The 17,744-nt window shown below is 63.7% G+C and carries 16 protein-coding genes; 5 read left to right on the top strand and 11 right to left on the bottom strand.

Annotated features, from left to right (window positions below):
* Positions 1-7 precede the first annotated feature (7 nt).
* The 5 genes from AC3WVQ_RS33280 (at position 8) to AC3WVQ_RS33260 (ending at position 5,559) form a co-directional block, all read left to right on the top strand.
* Positions 8-856, top strand: coding sequence for a sugar phosphate isomerase/epimerase family protein (locus tag AC3WVQ_RS33280; protein WP_060518036.1), 849 nt, complete (start codon positions 8-10; stop codon positions 854-856).
* Positions 853-2,367, top strand: a complete 1,515-nt coding sequence (locus tag AC3WVQ_RS33275) for a sugar ABC transporter ATP-binding protein (protein ID WP_492383482.1) — start codon at positions 853-855, stop codon at positions 2,365-2,367. Before AC3WVQ_RS33280 ends, AC3WVQ_RS33275 begins: the two co-directional genes overlap by 4 nt.
* Complete coding sequence (locus AC3WVQ_RS33270) at positions 2,364-3,344, top strand: ABC transporter permease (protein ID WP_404526694.1); 981 nt, start codon at positions 2,364-2,366, stop codon at positions 3,342-3,344. The genes AC3WVQ_RS33275 and AC3WVQ_RS33270 overlap by 4 nt, the downstream gene beginning before the upstream one ends.
* Positions 3,341-4,342: an ABC transporter permease gene (locus tag AC3WVQ_RS33265; protein ID WP_060603467.1), complete on the top strand. Its 1,002-nt coding sequence runs from the start codon at positions 3,341-3,343 to the stop codon at positions 4,340-4,342. Before AC3WVQ_RS33270 ends, AC3WVQ_RS33265 begins: the two co-directional genes overlap by 4 nt.
* A 92-nt stretch (positions 4,343-4,434) precedes the next feature.
* On the top strand, positions 4,435-5,559 hold the full coding sequence (locus tag AC3WVQ_RS33260) for a substrate-binding domain-containing protein (protein ID WP_090298713.1): 1,125 nt from the start codon (positions 4,435-4,437) through the stop codon (positions 5,557-5,559).
* Between the two features lie 113 nt (positions 5,560-5,672).
* Here the strand turns inward: AC3WVQ_RS33260 and pcaF are convergent, their stop codons facing one another.
* The 11 genes from pcaF to AC3WVQ_RS33205 form a co-directional block, all read right to left on the bottom strand.
* Positions 5,673-6,875, bottom strand: a complete 1,203-nt coding sequence (gene pcaF, locus AC3WVQ_RS33255) for a 3-oxoadipyl-CoA thiolase (RefSeq protein ID WP_089045138.1) — start codon at positions 6,873-6,875, stop codon at positions 5,673-5,675.
* A 5-nt stretch (positions 6,876-6,880) separates the two neighbouring features.
* Positions 6,881-8,851 carry a 3-hydroxyacyl-CoA dehydrogenase NAD-binding domain-containing protein gene (locus tag AC3WVQ_RS33250; RefSeq protein ID WP_192444955.1) on the bottom strand — a complete coding sequence of 657 codons (1,971 nt, stop codon included), beginning with the start codon at positions 8,849-8,851 and terminating at the stop codon, positions 6,881-6,883.
* 11 nt (positions 8,852-8,862) lie between these two features.
* The gene (locus AC3WVQ_RS33245) at positions 8,863-9,258 is read right to left on the bottom strand and encodes a RidA family protein (RefSeq protein ID WP_034796252.1); all 396 of its coding nucleotides are present in this window, start codon (positions 9,256-9,258) and stop codon (positions 8,863-8,865) included.
* Complete coding sequence (locus AC3WVQ_RS33240) at positions 9,236-9,664, bottom strand: acyl-CoA thioesterase (protein ID WP_192444953.1); 429 nt, start codon at positions 9,662-9,664, stop codon at positions 9,236-9,238. The genes AC3WVQ_RS33245 and AC3WVQ_RS33240 overlap by 23 nt, the downstream gene beginning before the upstream one ends.
* Before the next feature lie 11 nt (positions 9,665-9,675).
* Positions 9,676-10,863, bottom strand: coding sequence for an acyl-CoA dehydrogenase (locus AC3WVQ_RS33235; protein ID WP_192444951.1), 1,188 nt, complete (start codon positions 10,861-10,863; stop codon positions 9,676-9,678).
* Positions 10,864-10,878: 15 nt separating this feature from the next.
* Positions 10,879-12,075, bottom strand: coding sequence for an acyl-CoA dehydrogenase family protein (locus AC3WVQ_RS33230; protein WP_192444949.1), 1,197 nt, complete (start codon positions 12,073-12,075; stop codon positions 10,879-10,881).
* Positions 12,076-12,077: 2 nt separating this feature from the next.
* A complete protein-coding gene (locus AC3WVQ_RS33225) occupies positions 12,078-12,920 on the bottom strand; it encodes an enoyl-CoA hydratase family protein (protein WP_192444947.1) in 843 nt (280 codons plus the stop codon).
* 2 nt (positions 12,921-12,922) lie between these two features.
* Complete coding sequence (locus AC3WVQ_RS33220) at positions 12,923-13,696, bottom strand: SDR family oxidoreductase (RefSeq protein ID WP_192444945.1); 774 nt, start codon at positions 13,694-13,696, stop codon at positions 12,923-12,925.
* Positions 13,693-16,014, bottom strand: coding sequence for a bifunctional salicylyl-CoA 5-hydroxylase/oxidoreductase (locus AC3WVQ_RS33215; RefSeq protein WP_192444943.1), 2,322 nt, complete (start codon positions 16,012-16,014; stop codon positions 13,693-13,695). Before AC3WVQ_RS33215 ends, AC3WVQ_RS33220 begins: the two co-directional genes overlap by 4 nt.
* A gap of 231 nt (positions 16,015-16,245) precedes the next feature.
* Positions 16,246-16,770, bottom strand: a complete 525-nt coding sequence (locus AC3WVQ_RS33210; protein WP_226020898.1) for a MarR family winged helix-turn-helix transcriptional regulator — start codon at positions 16,768-16,770, stop codon at positions 16,246-16,248.
* 100 nt (positions 16,771-16,870) lie between these two features.
* Positions 16,871-17,644 (bottom strand): GntR family transcriptional regulator, encoded by a 774-nt coding sequence (locus tag AC3WVQ_RS33205; protein WP_060580771.1) that lies wholly within the window; start codon positions 17,642-17,644, stop codon positions 16,871-16,873.
* Between the last annotated feature and the right edge of the window lie 100 nt (positions 17,645-17,744).

Here is a 17,744-nt window from a genome sequence, read left to right as displayed (position 1 = left end):
GCGCGTCATGAAGCTTGGTATCAATCTCCTTTGCCTGACCGATTTCGTCGAGGAGAGGCATCTCGACAATATCGGCCGGTTGCGCGATCTCGGCTATGATGGCGTCGAAGTGCCGGTTCTGTCGGGCAAGGTCAGTCACTACGAACGCCTGGGCCGCGAACTGGACGGGCTCGGCCTTGGCCGATCCACCACATCGATCGTCCCGACGCCTGAGGCAAACCCCGTCAGTTGCGATGCCGAAGTGCGGGCGCGCGGGCTTTCCCATCTCGACTGGGCGCTGGATTGCGCAATAGCGCTTGGTGCTGAAAGCATGGGCGGGCCGTTTCATGCCCCGATCGGCTTCTTTACCGGCAGGGGCGCCAGCGAAGACGAGTTGAAGTATGGGGCAGACGCGCACCATGCGCTGGCGGAGCGGGCGGCGGCCAACGGCATGCATTTGAGCCTCGAGCCGCTCAATCGCTTCGAGACTTATTTTCTCAACACGATGGAGCAGGCGCGTGCCTATGTGGATCGCGTGGCGCATCCTGCCTTCAAGATCATGTACGACACGTTCCATGCCAATGTGGAGGAGCGTCGGCCGGAGGCGGCGATCCGCCTGATTGGCCAGGATATCGGGGTCTTCCATGTCTCCGAGAACGATCGTGGCATTCCCGGGCGGGGGCATATCGAATTTGGCGCGATGTTCACGGTGTTGAAGGAGATCGGCTATGACGGTTGGCTGACGCTTGAGGCATTCGGCGCCGGGCTGCCGGCGATCGCGACGGCGACCCGCGTCTGGCGGCCGCTGTTTCCCGACTTCGATACGCTCTTTTCCGAGAGCGCGACATTCATCCGCAAGACATGGGCTGCTGCATGAACACGAAACACCCCGCTATCGAGATGCGCGGCATCGCCAAGAGTTTCCCCGGTGTCAAGGCGTTGAAAAACGTCAGCTTCTCCGCGCATTGCGGTGAGGTCCATGCGCTGGCGGGAGAAAACGGTGCCGGCAAGTCGACGCTGATGAAGATCCTCTCCGGCATCTATCGGCCGGACGCAGGTGCGGTTGTCGTAAACGGTGAGGAACGGCATTTCACGCATCCGCTTGCGGCGATCCGCGCGGGCATTGCCGTCATCTATCAGGAATTCTCCCTACTGCCCGAGCGAACCGTCGCACAGAACATCTTCCTCGGCCGCGAGCCGACGCGCCGCGGTCTAATCGACCACAGGGCGATGAACGACGAAGCGCGGCGCGTGCTTGCGCTCTTCGGCTCGGCGCACCGGATCGAGCCGAGCACCGTTGTCGCTGACCTCGACGTCGCCAGCCAGCAACTGGTGGAGATCGCCAAGGCGGTGTCGCTAGAGGCAAAGGTGATCGTGATGGACGAGCCGACGGCAGCGCTGAACGAGGCCGAATGCGAGGTGCTCTACGGTCTCGTCGACACCTTGAAGAAAAGCGGTGTGGCGATCGTCTACATCACCCACCGCATGCCCGAAATCACGCGGCTGGCCGATCGTGTTACCGTGCTCAAGGATGGCGAGGTGGCGGTTCGCTTCGACCATGTGCCTGAGCCCGAGGCGATCGTACGAGCCATGGTGGGCCGCGACCTTGGCGATTTCTATGCGGAACCGGCAGCACCGCAGGAGATCGGCGGCGTCGTGCTCTCAGTCCGCAGCGCCGGCAACGAACGGCTGAAAAATGTGTCCTTCGAACTGCGCGCAGGCGAGATCGTCGGTTTTTCGGGCTTGCAAGGGGCAGGGCGCGTCGCGCTCGCGCAGGCGATATTCGGCCTTTCTCCCTTCACCAAGGGTGAGATCACCCTTTCCGGCAAGCCGGCGCGGTTCACCAGTCCGCGCGAGGCGATCCGCGCCGGGGTCGGGTTGCTGCCGGGCGATCGCAAGGCCGAAGCGCTGGTGTTGATGCAATCGGTCGTCGACAACGGCATGCTTACGTCTCGCGCACTCTCCGGCCTTTCCGGCAATGCCAATGCGACGCCTTTCGTTTCGGCGGAAGCGATGGAAAAGCTGCTCCGCGAACTCGACGTGCGCGCCGGCAGCTTTGCCCAGGACATCAAGGCGCTGTCGGGCGGCAACCAGCAGAAAGCCATCGTTGCGCGCTGGCTGGCGCTGGCGCCTCGGCTGTTGATCTTCATCGAGCCGACACGCGGCATCGACGTCAATGCCAAGGCCGGGATCTACCACCTGATGCGCGATCTCGCGCGCAAGGGCACGGCCATCATGATGGTCTCGTCCGATCTCCCGGAGGTTCTCGGCGTATCCGACCGCATCCTTGTGATGCGGAACGGCGAACTCGTCGCGGCGTTTTCGCGCGGGGCCTCTGAAGCCGATGTGATGTTGGCGGCAACCGGCGAGGAGGCGGTGGCAGCATGAACAAGGCAACTCTCATCCGGCGTCCGGCCTGGCGCATGGAACACTACGCGCCGGCGCTTCTGCTCGGTCTGGCCGTCCTGATCTATGCGGCGATTGCGCTCAGCCTCGGCCTGACACGCTTCCTGACACCGGAGGCGACCGTCTCCATCCTTAACCGGTCCATCGCGCTCGGCATCACCGCCGTTGGACAGACCTTCACCATCCTCGTCGGCTCGATCGACCTGTCGGTGGCCCATCTCATCTCGGCCTCGGCCGTGGTGTCCTCTGCGATCATGAACGGCGACCCGGCGATGATGGTGCCGGCCGTTGCTGCGGTGCTCGTGATGGGGACGGTGGTCGGAACCCTCAACGGGCTCCTGATCACCCGCCTCGATGTCAACCCGCTTATCGCGACGCTCGGCATGGCGCTGATCATTCAGGGCTGTCTTGCCTCCTTTCATGGCCGGTTCGGCGGCTCGGTACCGGATGCGTTCCAGTATTTCGCCTATGGCGAGGTGCTCGGGCTGCCGGTCAGCCTGGTCGTTCTGGCGCTGCTGGTCCTTGGCGCATGGATCGTCCTGCGCTTCACGCGCTTTGGCTCCAACATCTACTCGGTTGGAGGCAACCGCGACACGGCGCGCGCGGCCGGCATCAACACGACGCGGGTCGTCATGGCGAGCCATATCATCTGCAGCCTTTGCGCGGCGCTCGCCGGCCTCTATTTGGCCAGCCGCCTGAAATCCGGTTCGCCCTGGATCGGCACGGAGGGCGCCTATGATCTGGAATCGATCGCCGTCGTCGTCATCGGCGGCACAATGCTCTCCGGCGGCAAGGGTGGGATCTGGGGCACTGTTGCCGGCGTGATCATTTTCTCGCTGATCGATTCCATCTTCAATCTCGCCGGCATTGACGCCTTCGCCAAGCAGGTAATGCGCGGCATCATCATCGTCGCCGCCGTCGCCTTTTACGCAGTCCGTTCAAAGAGGATAGTGGCATGATCCAGGAAACCGTCGGCTCCGCAAAGACGCGCGGCGTGGCAAGCATTGGGCGGCTGCCGAAGATCAATCCCGTCTTCTTCGTGCTGGCAGCCCTTCTCGTCGCCATCACGTTTTCGAACCCGAACTTCATCGAGCCCACGGGCTACATGAATTTCCTGAAGCGAGCCGCTCCTCTTGCAATCCTTGCGGCCGGCCAAATCTACGTCATCGTCTCCGGCGGCTTTGACCTTTCGGCTGGCTCGCTCATCACGCTGACGGTCGTCGGCTCGTCGATGCTGCTCGACAACAGTGCCGATGCGACCTGGTGGGTGATTGCGGTCATGTATGCGGTGGGGTTCGCCGTCGGCGTGGTGAACGGCCTGGTCGTTTCCTATCTGCGGGTGCCGTCATTGATCGCCACGCTCGGCATGATGATCACGCTCAATGGTGCTGCCTTCATGTGGTCGAGCGGATCACCGCGCGGCTACCTGCCGGAGACGTTCCGCTTCTTCGGGCGCGCCAGCCTTCAGGGCATTCCATTGATCCAGTTCCTGCCGGTGGCATTGCTGGTGCTGTTGGTCGTCGGCTTCATCTTGTTCTGGCTCATGCATCGCACCAATCTCGGGCGCATGCTGCATGCGCTCGGCGACAATCCGCGCGCGGCGCAGATGTCGGGTGTGCCGATCGAGAGGGTGCGCATCATCGCCTTTGTCGCCTCGTCGCTGAGCGCGGTGACGGCTGGCATCCTGCTCGGTGGATTTGCGGGCGTATCAACCGATGTCGGCGTCGGCTACGAGCTGCAGGCGATCACCGCCTGCGTGATCGGCGGAGCGCAGCTTCTCGGCGGCCGCGGCTCCGTGCCCGCCTCGATTGCAGGCGCGCTGACGCTGACCGCCATCTTCACGCTGCTCAACTTCATCGGACTGCCGAAGCCGACGCGCGATGTCGTCCAGGGCTTGATCCTGATCGCCGCAGTCGTGCTTGCAACCTACCGGCGCAACCGCGCCGGCGGGACCTGATTTCGAGGGTCAGAGCGGGTTGCGGGCGCTTTCCGCATTCCGCTCCAGGCCATCGGGAGGAACTGAAAAATCATGATCAATGGGAGTGAGACATGAAAAAATTGCTGACCGCCGCACTTTCGGCTGCGCTCGTCGCCGGCACGGCGCATAGCCAACAGCTGAACTTCGACGATACTGCCGAGTTCGACAGACAGCGGACGCTGCTGACGGCCAAGGCCAATGGTCCGGAAGGGGAGCCTTGGGAGCAGTACTACGGCGACCAGATGGCCGACACCGCAAAGCACAAGAAGCCAGGTCCCTACACGATCTGCTTTTCGAACGCCGGCGTGAACAATGCCTGGCGGGTAACCGGCTGGACGAACATGCAGGCCGAAGTAAAGCTCCATCCGGAAATCAAGGAGCTCATTCACGTCGATGCCGAAGGGTCCGACGACAAGCAGATCGCCGACATCGACGACCTCATCAACGGCGGCAAATGTTCGGCCCTGATTGTCTCGCCGAATACGACGGCAGCCCTGACGCCTGCAGTCGAGAAGGCTTGTGCCAAGCTGCCGGTGATCGTCTTTGACCGCGGCGTCAACACCAAATGCCCGGTCACCTTCATCCATCCGGTGGGTGGTTACGGCTTCGGTATCCAGGCAGGCGAGTTCGTGGCGGCGACGGCACCCGCGGGCGCCGACGTCCTGATGCTGCGCATCGTACCGGGTGTCGATGTGCTCGAGACCCGCGCGTCCGCGGCCAAGCGCATTTTCAAGGAGACAGGGCTGAACGTCATCGGCGAGGAATTCACCGAGGGCGACAATGCCAAGACCAAGTCGATCGTCGAAGACTACCTGCAACGCGGCAAAATCGACGCGATCTGGATGGACGCTGGTGCCACAGCAGTTGCAGCCCTCGAAGCCTTCGAGGATGCGGGCCTGCCGCCCCCGATCATTACCGGCGAGGACCAGCAGGACTTCCTGGTCAAGTGGAAGTCGGAAGGCTTTAAGGCGATAGCCCCGACCTATCCGACCTACCAATGGCGCACGCCAATCATCGCGGCAGTGAAGGTGCTGCAGGGCGAGGCGGTGCCGGGTCCGGAATGGGTAATGCCGCAGCCGGCGATCACGGCAGAAACGCTCGATCAATATGTCGACGCCAAGATGCCCCCGCTGCATCACGCCATGTGCGGCTGCGAGAAGCTGCCGGACTATCCCGCCGCCTGGGGTGGAAAATAAGCTTGAAGACCGAGCCGCTTGCGGCTCGGTCTCAGTCCCATCAGCTGAGTAGCAAGCCCAGCTTTCTCATCGTCTTGAGCGGCCTTCGGCTGACGGCACGAAGCGTGCAGCCGCTACGGCCGTGTCAACAGCATCGAGATGCCCTGTCCGACGCCGATGCACATGGTGGCGATCGCACGCTTGGCACCCTGCGCTTCGAGCTCCAACGCGGCGGTCAACGCCAGGCGTGCACCGGACATGCCGAGCGGATGGCCGAGCGCGATGGCGCCGCCGTTCGGATTGACACGGGGCGCATCGTCGGCAAGCCCCAGTTGCCGCATGCAGGCGAGCGCCTGCGCTGCAAAGGCCTCGTTCAACTCGACGACATCGATGTCGCCGATGCCGAGACCAAAACGTTCCAGGAGCTTGTGCGTGGAAAAGACCGGTCCGATGCCCATGATGCGTGGGGCAACACCGGCCGTTGCCATGCCGTCGACGCGGGCCAAGGGCTGAAGTCCGTAGCGCTCGACCGCGCCGGCTGAGGCGAGAATGAGCGCGGCCGCGCCGTCGTTGACGCCCGATGCGTTGCCCGCGGTTACCGTGCCATTGGCGCGGAACGGCGTCGGCAGGCTCGCAAGCTTTTCGAGCGTCGTCTCGCGCGGATGTTCGTCGTGTTCGACGTGGGTCGTCTCGCCCTTGCGTCCCTTGATCGCGTAGGCGGCGATCTCGCGGGCGAGACGCCCGCTCTTTTGCGCAACTGCCGCGCGCGCTTGGCTGCGCAGTGCAAAGGCGTCCTGATCTTTGCGGGAGATGGAAAATTCGGCGGCGACGTTTTCGGCGGTCTCCGGCATCGAGTCGATGCCGTATCGGTCTTTCATGGCCGTGTTGATGAAGCGCCAGCCGATCGTCGTGTCGTGGATCTCGGTGCTGCGCTGGAACGGGCTTTCGGCCTTCGGCATGACGAAGGGCGCACGCGACATGCTTTCGACGCCGCCGGCGACCACGATTTCGGCCTCTCCCAGCCGGATCGCGCGAGCGGCATAACCGACCGCGTCCAGACCGGAACCGCACAGCCGGTTGATCGTCGTTCCGGCGACCGTCTCCGGTAGCCCGGCGAGCAAGGCGGCCATGCGGGCGACGTTGCGATTGTCCTCACCCGCCTGGTTGGCGCAGCCAAGTACGACCTCGTCGATCGCTTCGGCCGGAATGGACGAAACACGCGCCAGCGCCTCGCGGATCACATGGGCCGCAAGATCGTCCGGGCGGGCGCTCGAGAGTGCCCCGCCGTAGCGGCCGATGGGGGTGCGCACGCCGCCGACGATGTAGGCTTCAGCCATGAGATTTATCCTTTGCTTTGCCCGGCTGCAAACATCGGCCCTCCCTTGTGCGCGGGAAATCCGTAGCCGTTGATCATCACGAGATCGATGTCGCCGGGACGTGCGGCGATGCCTTCGGCGAGCAGCGCCTTGCCTTCGTCGCACATGGCGTTCAGAAGCCGGTTCATGATCTCATCGGATTTAAAGGCGCGCGGCGTGATGCCCTTGGCTGCCCGCGCCGTTTCGATCGTCGCCGTGACGTCGGGATCAACGGTGCGCTCACCATCGGGATAGGCGTACCAGCCGCGGCCACTCTTGCGGCCGAGACGGCCGGCCTCGCAGAGCCTGTCGGCGATTTCGACATAGCGTGCGGCAGGATCGCGTGTTGCCGCCTGTCGCTTGCGTCGTGCCCAGGCAATCTCCAGTCCGGCCATGTCGTTGACGGCGAAGATGCCCATCGGAAAGCCATAGGCCTCGAGCGCGGCGTCGATCTCCTGCGGCAGTGCCCCATCTTCCAGCATGAACTCCGCCTCGCGGCGATAGGCCGAGAAAATGCGGTTGCCGATGAAGCCTTCGGTGACCCCGGTTACGACCGGCAGCTTGCCGAGGCGTTTGACGAAGGCAAGCGCCGTCGCCAGGACGTCCGGCGCGGTCTTGGCGCAATCAACGACTTCGACGAGCCGCATCACGTTGGCGGGCGAAAAGAAATGCAGGCCCACCACCCGTGATGGATCGACCGTCGCCGCCGCGATCGCATCGGGGTCGAGATAACTGGTGTTGGTCGCGAGGATGGCGCCCGGTGCGACGATGCCGTCGAGCTTCTGAAACAACTCCGTCTTGACCTGGAGGTCGTCGAACACCGCTTCGATGACGAGGTCAGCTTTCGCGAGCTCAACGGCTTCTGCGGTGGTCTGCAGCCGCGCGAGGGATTCGTCGCGTCCGTCAGCAGTCAATCGTCCAGCCCGCACGGTCTTGTCGAGCGTCTCGGCAATGCGTGCCCGTCCGCCGGCTGCGGCTTCTTCCGTCTGCTCCAAGGCGACCACGCGGTAGCCGGAGATCAAGGCGGAGACCGCGATGCCGGACCCCATCAGCCCGGTGCCGACGACACCGACGATCGCGATCGGCCGAGGCGAAACCTTGTCGAGCCCTTCGACCTTGCCGGCGGCGCGCTCTGCAAAAAACACATGCCTGAGGGCCGCTGACTCGACCGAATCCCGCAGGCGCAGGAATGTCGCGCGTTCCTCAGCCAGTCCTTGCTTCAGGTCGAGTTCACCGGCTGCCTTAACGAGGCGGAATGCCTCGGCGGGCGCAGCCTGGCCGCGGGCCTTTGCCAGAACCTTCGCTTCCACCGCGCCGACGGCTTTGGCGTCCGCAGGCGGGACGGCGATCATGCCGGTCCGACGGAGCGGCTTGCCAGCTTGCTCTTGAACGAAAGCCAGAGCGACAGCGACAGGATCGGCGGCAATGCTGTCGGCAAGCCCAAGCGCCACAGCTTCGGCGGCCTTCACGGCACGACCGGTTCCGATGAGATCGATCGCCATGACCGTGCCGATCAGGCGTGGCAAGCGCTGCGTACCGCCAGCACCCGGGACGAGCCCGAGCTTTACCTCGGGCAGGCCGAACGACACCTTCTCGCCGGCAATCCGGCCGTGGCAGGCAAGCGCCACCTCGCAGCCGCCGCCAAGGGCGGCGCCGTTGACGGCTGCGGCAACCGGCTTGTCGAAGGTCTCGATGCGCTCGATCACTTCGGGAAGCAGCGGGTCGACCGGCGGCTTGCCAAACTCCCTGATATCCGCGCCGCCGATGAAGGTATTGCCGGCGCCGGTGATGACGAGACCCGCAATCGTCGACCGTTCGGCAACATGGTCAAGCGACGCCATCAGGCCGGAACGGACATGCGCGGAGAGCGCGTTGACGGGCGCGTTGTCGATGGTAACGAGGAGAACGCCACCTTCAAGTCGGGCGGAAACGCTTTCGGAAAATCGGATCTCGGCCATGCTGCCAAACCTCAATCGGGGACGACGGCCGTTGCCTGGATCTCGATCTTGGCGCGGTCTTCGACGAGCGAGACGACCTGCATCGCAGCCATGGCCGGGAAATGCCGGCCGATGATGTCGCGATAGGCCTGACCGATGCCGCGCAGATTGCCGACATATTCCTGCTTGTCGGTGAAGTACCAGGTCATGGTGGTGATGTGCTGCGGCTCGGCGCCGCCGGCCGCAAGCACTGCGACCACGTTCTTCAGCGTCTGGCGCACCTGCTCGACGAAATCGTCGGTCTCGAACTCGGACTGCGCGTTCCAGCCGATTTGGCCGCCGATGAAGACGGTGCGGCCTTTGGCCGAGACGCCGTTGGCATAGCCGATGGGCTTAGCCCAGCCTTCAGGTTGCAGGATGGTGTGCATCGGTCGTCTCCAGATGTTGTGTCAGCGCGGCGCGGATATCGTCCGGCCAGGCACAAGAAGCGTGATTGTCGAGCGAGGTGGCAACGACCCGCTGTTTTGCTGTCCAGAGCACGGTGCCTCTCGCCGAGACCGTGTGCTCCATGTCGAGCGACGAGCGGCCAATGCCGCGCACCGCCAGCGCGAAATCCAGATCGTCGCCCTGGAAGCCCGGTCGAGAGAAGGTGAGATCGAGGCGCACCGTCGGCACGCCCGTCCGCCGCTCGTCGTTCATGGCGTTCCAGGGAAAGCCGAGCGAGGCGAAGAAGTCCTCCGTCACCCCGACAAGAATATTGAGATAGGACGGGAAGTAGGCGATCCCCGAGGGGTCGCAGTCTCCGAACCGCAGTGGTCTCGTGGTCCTGAACATCGATGCCGACCTCAGTTCGCAAAGGCGGCAATGCCGGTGATGGCACGGCCGAGGATCAGCGCATGGATGTCGTGGGTACCCTCATAGGTGTTGACCACTTCCAGATTGACGAGGTGGCGGGCCACCGGAAATTCGTCCGAAATGCCGTTGCCGCCGAGCATGTCGCGCGCAGTTCTGGCGATTTCCAACGCTTTTCCGCAGGAGTTGCGCTTGAGGATCGAGGTCAGTTCGACCGGCGGATTGCCTTCATCCTTCATGCGCCCGAGGCGCAGGCAGCCCTGCAGGCCAAGGGCGATTTCGGTTGCCATGTCCGCAAGCTTCTTCTGGATCAGCTGGTTGGCGGCAAGCGGCCGGCCGAACTGCTTGCGGTCGATCACGTATTGCCGCGCCGTGTCATAGCAGGACTCGGCTGCACCAAGGGCGCCCCAGGCGATGCCGAAGCGCGCGGAGTTGAGGCAGGTGAAGGGGCCCTTCAGTCCTGTCACCTCGGGCAGCATGTTTTCGTCCGGCACGAAGACCCCGTCCATGACGATCTGGCCGGTGATCGATGCCCTTAAGCCCACCTTGCCGTGGATCGCCGGCGCGCTGAGACCCTTCCACCCCTTTTCGAGGATGAAGCCGCGGATGGCGCCATCTGATGTCTTTGCCCAGACGACGAACACGTCGGCGATCGGCGCATTGGAGATCCATGTCTTTGAACCGGACAGCAGATAGCCGCCATCGACCTTGGCGGCCTTGGTGATCATCGATCCGGGATCAGAACCGTGGTCTGGCTCGGTCAGGCCAAAGCAGCCGATCTTGGTGCCGGCAATCAGTCCTGGCAGGTATTTGCGCTTCTGCGCTTCACTGCCGAAGGTATGGATCGGCACGATGACGAGCGAAGACTGCACGCTCATCATCGAGCGGTAGCCGCTGTCGATGCGTTCGACCTCACGGGCGATCAGGCCGTAGGAAACGTAGTTGAGGCCGGCGCCCCCGTATTCCTCCGACACCATCGGACCGAGCAGGCCGAGTTCGCCCATCTCGGCAAAGATCGACGGATCGGTTTTCTCGTGGCGGAATGCCTCCTGGACGCGCGGAGCCAGACGGTCTTCGGCATAGCGCGCAGCGGTCTGGCGCACCATGCGTTCTTCTTCGCTCAACTGCTGATCCAGGTTGAACGGGTCCTGCCAGTCGAATGACGCCTTCGAACCATGCATGTTCGACACCCCTTGTTATCGTCCCGTGCCCTTCATCAGCTCGCGGCCGATGATGAGCTTTTGAACCTCGGTCGCGCCCTCGTAGATTCTGAGCGCGCGGATCTCGCGATAGAGCCGCTCGGTGATCTCGCCGACGCGCACGCCGCGGCCGCCAAAGAGCTGCAGCGCCTGGTCGATGACCCATTGCGCGTTCTCGGTCGCGGTCATCTTGGCCATCGCCGCTTCGCGCGTCGTTGGTCGTTTCTGCACGTCGCGTTGCCACGCCGTGCGGCCGGTCAGGAGTGCTGCCGCGTCGATAGCGGTCGCCATCTCGCCAAGCGTGCTTTGCGCCGTCGGCAGATCGCCAAGGGTCGCGCCGAACATCCTGCGGCTCTTCGCGTGGGCCACCGCCTCGTCAAGCGCGCGCCGGGCAAATCCGATCGCGGCGGCTGCCACGGACGGGCGGAAAATGTCGAGGGTGCGCATGGCGATCTTGAAGCCTTCGCCAGACGCGCCCAGAAGTTGCGACGCCGGGATGCGGCAATTGTCGAAACGAAGGCGGGCGAGCGGATGCGGCGCAATCGTCTCGATGCGCTCGGGGATGGTAAAGCCCGGCGTATCGGCGAAGACCACGAAGGCGGAAATGCCGCGCGTACCCGGCGCCTCGCCTGTGCGGGCAAAGACGGTATAGACGTCGGCGATGCCGCCGTTCGAGATCCAGGTCTTTTCACCGTCGAGTACGAAATGATCGCCATCCCGGCGCGCAGCGCACGCCATCGCCGCGACATCCGAGCCGGCCTCGGGTTCGGAAAGCGCAAAGGCGGAGATCCATTCGCCGCGGGCGACCTTGGACAGGACGGCGTGTTTCAACGCCTCGGAGCCGGACAGGCTGATCGCACCCGTCCCGAGGCCCTGCATGGCGAAGGCAAAGTCGGCAAGCCCGTCTGTGCAGGCGAGCGTTTCGCGGATGAGGCAGAGCGACCGGCTGTCGATCTCGTCGCTAGCACCGCCGAACGCCTTTGGCACGCAATGGCGAAGCACGCCTGCAGTACCGAGTGCCGCGACCAGCTGCTTGCAGGCGGCATCGACATCAGCGTGATCGATCTCGCCGAGGCCGCCACGAGCCACGAAGGCGTCGAGTTCCGCAGCGAGCGCACGGTGACTGTCATCGTAGAACGGCCAGTCGAGATGATCGCGGGAAGGTGGGCGCAAGGTCGTGCCATGGGAACTCATGCTCAGTTCCCCTTGAATTCAGGCTTCGCCTTGGCGGCAAAGGCCTCGAAGGCGCGGCGGAAGTCGCCGGTCGCCATGCAGATCGCTTGCGCCTGGGCTTCCGATTCGATCAGTTGGTCGATACCCATCGCCCATTCCTGGTCGAGCATCTTCTTGGTCATCGCATGGGCAAACCAGGGGCCGTCGGCGATACTGCGTGCGAATTTCTGGGCTTCGGCAAGCAGCGACGGACGCTCGTGCAGAGCATTGTAGAAGCCCCAGGCGTGGCCTTCCGTCGCGGTCATGACGCGGCCGGTGAAGAGCAGGTCGGCGGCGCGGCCCTGGCCGATGATGCGGGGAAGAATGCCGCAGGCGCCCATGTCGGCGCCGGCCAGCCCGACGCGGGTAAAGAGAAAGGCCGTCTTCGCCTCGGGCGTTGCCACACGGAAGTCCGAGGCCATGGCCAGAATGGCGCCGGCGCCGGCGCAGATGCCGTCGACGGCTGCTATGACCGGCTGCGGGCAGGCGCGGATCTGGCGGACCAGTTCGCCGGTCATGCGGGTAAAATCCAGCAGATCGGGCATCGCCATACGCGTCAGCGGCTCGATGATCTCGAACACGTCGCCACCGGATGAAAAGTTGTCACCGGCGCCGGCCAGCACGACCGCGCGCACGTCGCTGGCGCGGGCAAGCGAGCGGAAAAGATCGCAAAGTTCCTCGTAGCTTTCGAAGGTCAGCGGGTTCTTCTTTTCCGGACGGTTGAGGGTGATCGTGGCGACGCGTCCGTCAGCATCCGTTTCGAACAGGAAGTGCTTGGCCTTGTGGTCTTTGAAGGCGCGCTTCTTGGCCTGCATTGGGTTTGTCATCTCTATCCTCCAAGAACTTCGCCGCCGGCGACAGCGATCGCCTGACCAGTGATTGCCGTCGCCTTTTCCGAGACGAGCCACGAGACCGTGTGGGCGACTTCTTCCGGCGTCACCAGGCGTCCCTGCGGGTTGGAGCGAGCAAGGCTGGCGCGCGCTTCCTCGCGCGAACGGCCGGTCTTTTCGCTGATCGTATCGAGCGCGCCGTCGATCAGCGGCGTGTCGGTGAAGCCGGGGCAGACGACATTGACGGTGACGTCGGTGCGCGCAAGCTCAAGCGCCAGTGCCCTCGTCAAGCCGATGACGCCGTGCTTCGACGCGCAATAGGCCGAAACATAAGCATAGCCGGTCAGGCCCGCGGTGCTCGCAACGTTGACGATCCGGCCGTTGCCGGCCCGCCGCACGGAGACAAGCGCTGCCTGCGTCACCAGATAGACGCCGGTGAGGTTGATGGAAAGCACCCGCTGCCAAAGCGCGAAGTCGGTCTTTTCGAACGGCGCCGAGGGCGCTTCGCCGGCGCAGTTGACGAGAACGGCAATCTCTCCGGCTTCAGCGATCGCAGCCGTGATACCTTGCTCGACGGCCTGCGGGTTGGTCACATCGAAGCCGTCACGGACAAAGGCCTGTCCGCCGGCAGCAAGGATGTCGCCCCGTACCGCTTCAAGCGGCGCTGCGCGCCGACCGGCGAGGCTGACGATGTGGCCGTCGGCGGCGAGCCTAAGGGCAATCGCCTTGCCGATACCGCTGCCGGCGCCTGTGACGAGGGCGTGCCTTGTCATGGCTTGCCTGCCGTCGTTGCGGCGCGCGCCAGGTTGTTCACGTACTGGGCCCGAGCCGAATGGTACTGTTTCGGCCAGGGCTCGCCGTCATAGCCAATCTTTGCCGCCTCGTGCATCACGAAGGACGGATCGGCCAGATGCGGGCGGGCAATCGCGCAGAGATCGGCTCGACCGGCTGCGATGATCGAATTGGCGTGGTCGGCCTCGGAAATCGCCCCGACCGCAATGGTCGGAACCTGGATCTCGTTGCGGATCTTATCGGAAAATGGCGTCTGGAACAGGCGGCCATAGATCGGTTTTTCTTCTTTCACCACCTGGCCGGACGAGCAGTCGATCATGTCGGCGCCCGCCTCCTTGAACAGGCGGGCGAAAATTGCCGCGTCCTCGGGCGTGTTGCCGCCCTCGTGCCAGTCATGGGTTGACAGGCGAACCGACATCGGCCGGTCCTCGGGCCAGACTTTACGCACTGCGTGGAACACTTCGAGCGGGAAGCGGGCGCGGGCGGCGTGATCGCCGCCATAGTCGTCGGTGCGCAGATTGGTAAGCGGCGACAGGAAGCTCGACAGCAGGTAGCCGTGCGCGACGTGCAGTTCGAGGATATCGAAACCGAGGTCACGGGCCCGTTCGGTGGCCCGCACGAAATCGGTGACGACCCGGTCCATATCCTCCCGCGTCATTTCGCGCGGCATGTCCGAATGCTTGAGGTAGGGCAGGGCGGACGCGGAAATGAGTGGCCAGCCGCCTTCGGCCAAGGGCTGATCGATCCCCTCCCAGGCGACCTTTGTCGCGCCCTTGCGGCCGGCATGGCCGAGCTGGATGCCGATCTTGGCGGGGGTCTGCTGGTGTACGAAGTCGACGATGCGCTTGAAGGCCTGGGCCTGCTCGTCGCTCCAGAGCCCCAGACATCCGGGCGTGATGCGGGCATCGGCCGACACACAGGTCATTTCCGGGAAGACGAGCGCCGCACCGCCCATGGCGCGCGCGCCGAGATGAACGAGATGAAAATCGTTCGGCACGCCGTCGGCTGCCGAATACATCGCCATCGGCGAAACCACGATGCGGTTCTTCAGCGTCAGGCCGCGGAGCTTGAACGGCGTAAACATCGGCGGCGGAACCGCCCCGTTCGCCGCCGGCGCCACACCGGCGCGTTCGGCAAACCAGCGCTCGAAGCCTTCGAGCCAGTCCTTGTCGCGCAGGCGAAGGTTCTCGTGGCTGATGCGCTGCGAGCGGGTCAGCATCGAATACATGAACTGTTCGGGCTCCAGCGTGTCGGCATAGCGCGTGCCGACCACTTCGAACCATTCCATCGCATTGCGGGCCGCATTCTGGATGCGGGCGACATCGACGCGGCGCACCTCTTCGTAAGCCGACAGCACGGCGGGAATGGTTGCCTTGTCGTGGCCCAGAATATCGAACTGGCGGGTGAGTTCGATCGCGTCATCGATCGCAAGCTTGGTGCCCGAGCCGATGGCGAAATGGGCCGTGTGGGCACTGTCGCCCATCAACACGACATGGCTGTGGCCGTTGAAATGGCTCCACTTTTCGCAGATCAGCCGGCCGAAGTTCAGCCAGGCGGAGCCGCGCAAGTGCCGCGCATTGGTCATCAGCTTGTGGCCGTCGAGCGTGCCTTCAAAGAGCTTTTCGCAGAACGCGATCGACTGGTCCTGGTCCATCTGGTCGAGGCCATGGGCGCGGAAGACGTCGTCGGTGGTCTCAACGATGAAGGTCGAGGTGTTCTCGTCGAAGCGGTAGATATGCGCCTGGAACCAGCCATGCTCGGTGCGCTGGAAGTCGAAGGTGAAGGCGTCGAACTTCTTGTCCGTGCCGAGCCAGACATAGCGGTTCGGCCGGATCACCATGTCCGGCTTGAAGATGTCGGCGTATTTGTTGCGGATCCTTGAGTTGACGCCGTCGGAGGCGATGATCAGATCGGCGTCGGCGAACTGCTCGTCGCTTTCCACGTCCTGCTCGAACAGCAGTTCGACGCCGAGTTCGAGGCAGCGTTCCTGGAGGATGTTGAGCATCTTCTTGCGGCCGATGCCAACGAAGCCGTGGCCGGTCGTGCGGATCTTGCGGCCCTTGAAGACCAGCTCGATGTCGTCCCAATGGTTGAAGGAAACCTCGATCGCCTCGGCGGTCTCCGGGTCCCATTGCCGCATCGACTGCATGGTCGCGTCCGAAAAGACGACGCCCCAGCCGAATGTGTCAAAGGGGCGGTTCCGTTCGACGACGGTGACGTGATGCTCCGGATGCTGCCGCTTCATCAGCAGCGCAAAATAAAGGCCGGCAGGCCCGCCACCGATACAGACGATCCGCATGTCGTTCTCCTCCCGAGTTCCGGCTGCGCGTCACCGTCGAGCTGGCACAAGTGGCCATGCTGGACTGTTGCAAGCAGGGTGGACTCGTTCAGGAGAAATTTCAAGCTTAAAATTGTTTTGGGCAGATGGGAAGCCGACGCCGGGCGCTCGCAGCGCCGCCGAACGGCGTCGCATCGCTTCGGGGCCGGTGCGGCAGAAAGTAAGGCAGTTGTAGGCAGAAGCGCCGTGAACTCAGGAATTTCGCGCGAGCGAGGCGATGATCGACCGCTTGAGTGTGGCAAGCTCATCCATCAGCACGCCGCCTTCCTTGGCCGGAAGGCCGGCAAACAGATCCGAGATCCAGTCGGCATGGCTTGCTGCCATCTTCTCGAATTCGGCGCGGCCGAAGGGGGTAAGCGCGATGATCTGGACACGCCGGTCGGTCGGAAGCGTCGTGCGGCTGATGTGGCCGCTCTCGGTCAGCCGTTCCACCAGCACCGTGATGTTGCCGGGGGAGACCATCATGCGCTTGGAGACTTCGCCAAGCACCATGCCGTCAGGCGCACGCTCGAGCTGGGCCATCAGGTCGAAACGCGGCAAGGTCGAATCGAATTCTTCCCGCAACCGCCGACGGATTTCGCTTTCGACAAGTGTCGAACAGGTCAAGAGACGCAGCCATAGCCTGAGCTCTGCACGGTGATCGCCCGGAGCCTCGAGCGCCTTGGTCTCGCCATCGACCCATTCCGGCGAGGTGTCGAACTTGTCTTCACCCATCATTCCCAACGTCCGCTTCCAACCCTTGGCCGCAAATCAGCGGCTCTTTCGTTTTTCTGCTTTTAGAGAGGTAAGCAGGTCTTGGACAGGTTGTCACGGGCCGTCATTTGGACGCAAGCCCAGGTACCGACTGGGCGAGCAGCGGCGACGCGCGACCGCCATCCTCGGACTGGACATAGACGTTGACGGTAAAGCCGATGTGCTCGGCCATCAGGGTGCGGGCACGCTCGATATCGCGATCGAGTGCTGCCTCCATCAGCTCGGTATGGTGCTCGATCGCCATCGCGTCCTCAAGCGCCGAAACGGCCTCCTCGTAGCCTGCGCTCATACCGGCGGCGGCCCTAATCGTCGGCGCCAGACTTAGGAAGCGGTGGTGACGGCGAAGCTGGTCGGAGATCGTCGCCTGAAAGCGCGTGAGCCAGCGCGACCTCGCAGCACTGATCAAAGCCGTATGAAACCCGGCATGCTTCTCGTCCCACTCGTCGACTTCGCTCTCGGAGAAACGCTCGACGGAAACCTTGCAGCGCGACAGCCGGTAGTGTGCCGTGACGACGGCGGATTCCCAGGCGCTGTCGCCGTTCTCGATCGACTCGATGAGCAGCGGCATTTCGACGGCAAGGCGGGCGCGGGTGAGGTCGTCGAGTTCCTCGCGTGACACCGGAGCAACAGCAAAGCCGCGATTACTGATGGCGGTCACCAGCCCTTCCGCCTCCAGCCGCGACAGAGCCTCGCGTAGCGGCGTCCAGCCGATCCCGTAGCTTTCGCGCAGCGTGCTCAGCTTCATCGGCGCGCCCGGCTTCAGCCGCGTCGAAAGAATGTCGCGGCGTAGCAACCGGTATGCCGATTCCGTTTTGGTCGACTGTTCGTGGTCTTGCATCAGGTTCCCTTAGCGCCCACACCGGGTCGATACAAATATATATAGTTCTGCGCCTCATGTGAAAATATATATATTAATTTGACAAGAGGCCGGAGCGGTT

This window comes from Ensifer sp. EB106-05-01-XG146, from assembly GCF_058791875.1.
The sequence above is the reverse complement of the archived record's forward strand: the minus strand, read 5'-3'. Positions and strand labels throughout refer to the sequence as shown.

Bases quoted from the DNA above. Each gene is read 5' to 3' on its own strand.
- AC3WVQ_RS33245 (WP_034796252.1), bottom strand. From the start codon at position 9,258: ATGCACACCATCCTGCAACCTGAAGGCTGGGCTAAGCCCATCGGCTAT.
- AC3WVQ_RS33220 (WP_192444945.1), bottom strand. From the start codon at position 13,696: ATGACAAGGCACGCCCTCGTCACAGGCGCCGGCAGCGGTATCGGCAAG.
- AC3WVQ_RS33270 (WP_404526694.1), top strand. From the start codon at position 2,364: ATGAACAAGGCAACTCTCATCCGGCGTCCGGCCTGGCGCATGGAACAC.
- AC3WVQ_RS33230 (WP_192444949.1), bottom strand. From the start codon at position 12,075: ATGAGTTCCCATGGCACGACCTTGCGCCCACCTTCCCGCGATCATCTC.
- AC3WVQ_RS33210 (WP_226020898.1), bottom strand. From the start codon at position 16,770: ATGATGGGTGAAGACAAGTTCGACACCTCGCCGGAATGGGTCGATGGC.
- AC3WVQ_RS33205 (WP_060580771.1), bottom strand. From the start codon at position 17,644: ATGCAAGACCACGAACAGTCGACCAAAACGGAATCGGCATACCGGTTG.
- AC3WVQ_RS33235 (WP_192444951.1), bottom strand. From the start codon at position 10,863: ATGCATGGTTCGAAGGCGTCATTCGACTGGCAGGACCCGTTCAACCTG.
- AC3WVQ_RS33275 (WP_492383482.1), top strand. From the start codon at position 853: ATGAACACGAAACACCCCGCTATCGAGATGCGCGGCATCGCCAAGAGT.
- AC3WVQ_RS33215 (WP_192444943.1), bottom strand. From the start codon at position 16,014: ATGCGGATCGTCTGTATCGGTGGCGGGCCTGCCGGCCTTTATTTTGCG.
- pcaF (WP_089045138.1), bottom strand. From the start codon at position 6,875: ATGGCTGAAGCCTACATCGTCGGCGGCGTGCGCACCCCCATCGGCCGC.
- AC3WVQ_RS33280 (WP_060518036.1), top strand. From the start codon at position 8: ATGAAGCTTGGTATCAATCTCCTTTGCCTGACCGATTTCGTCGAGGAG.
- AC3WVQ_RS33225 (WP_192444947.1), bottom strand. From the start codon at position 12,920: ATGACAAACCCAATGCAGGCCAAGAAGCGCGCCTTCAAAGACCACAAG.
- AC3WVQ_RS33260 (WP_090298713.1), top strand. From the start codon at position 4,435: ATGAAAAAATTGCTGACCGCCGCACTTTCGGCTGCGCTCGTCGCCGGC.
- AC3WVQ_RS33250 (WP_192444955.1), bottom strand. From the start codon at position 8,851: ATGGCCGAGATCCGATTTTCCGAAAGCGTTTCCGCCCGACTTGAAGGT.
- AC3WVQ_RS33240 (WP_192444953.1), bottom strand. From the start codon at position 9,664: ATGTTCAGGACCACGAGACCACTGCGGTTCGGAGACTGCGACCCCTCG.
- AC3WVQ_RS33265 (WP_060603467.1), top strand. From the start codon at position 3,341: ATGATCCAGGAAACCGTCGGCTCCGCAAAGACGCGCGGCGTGGCAAGC.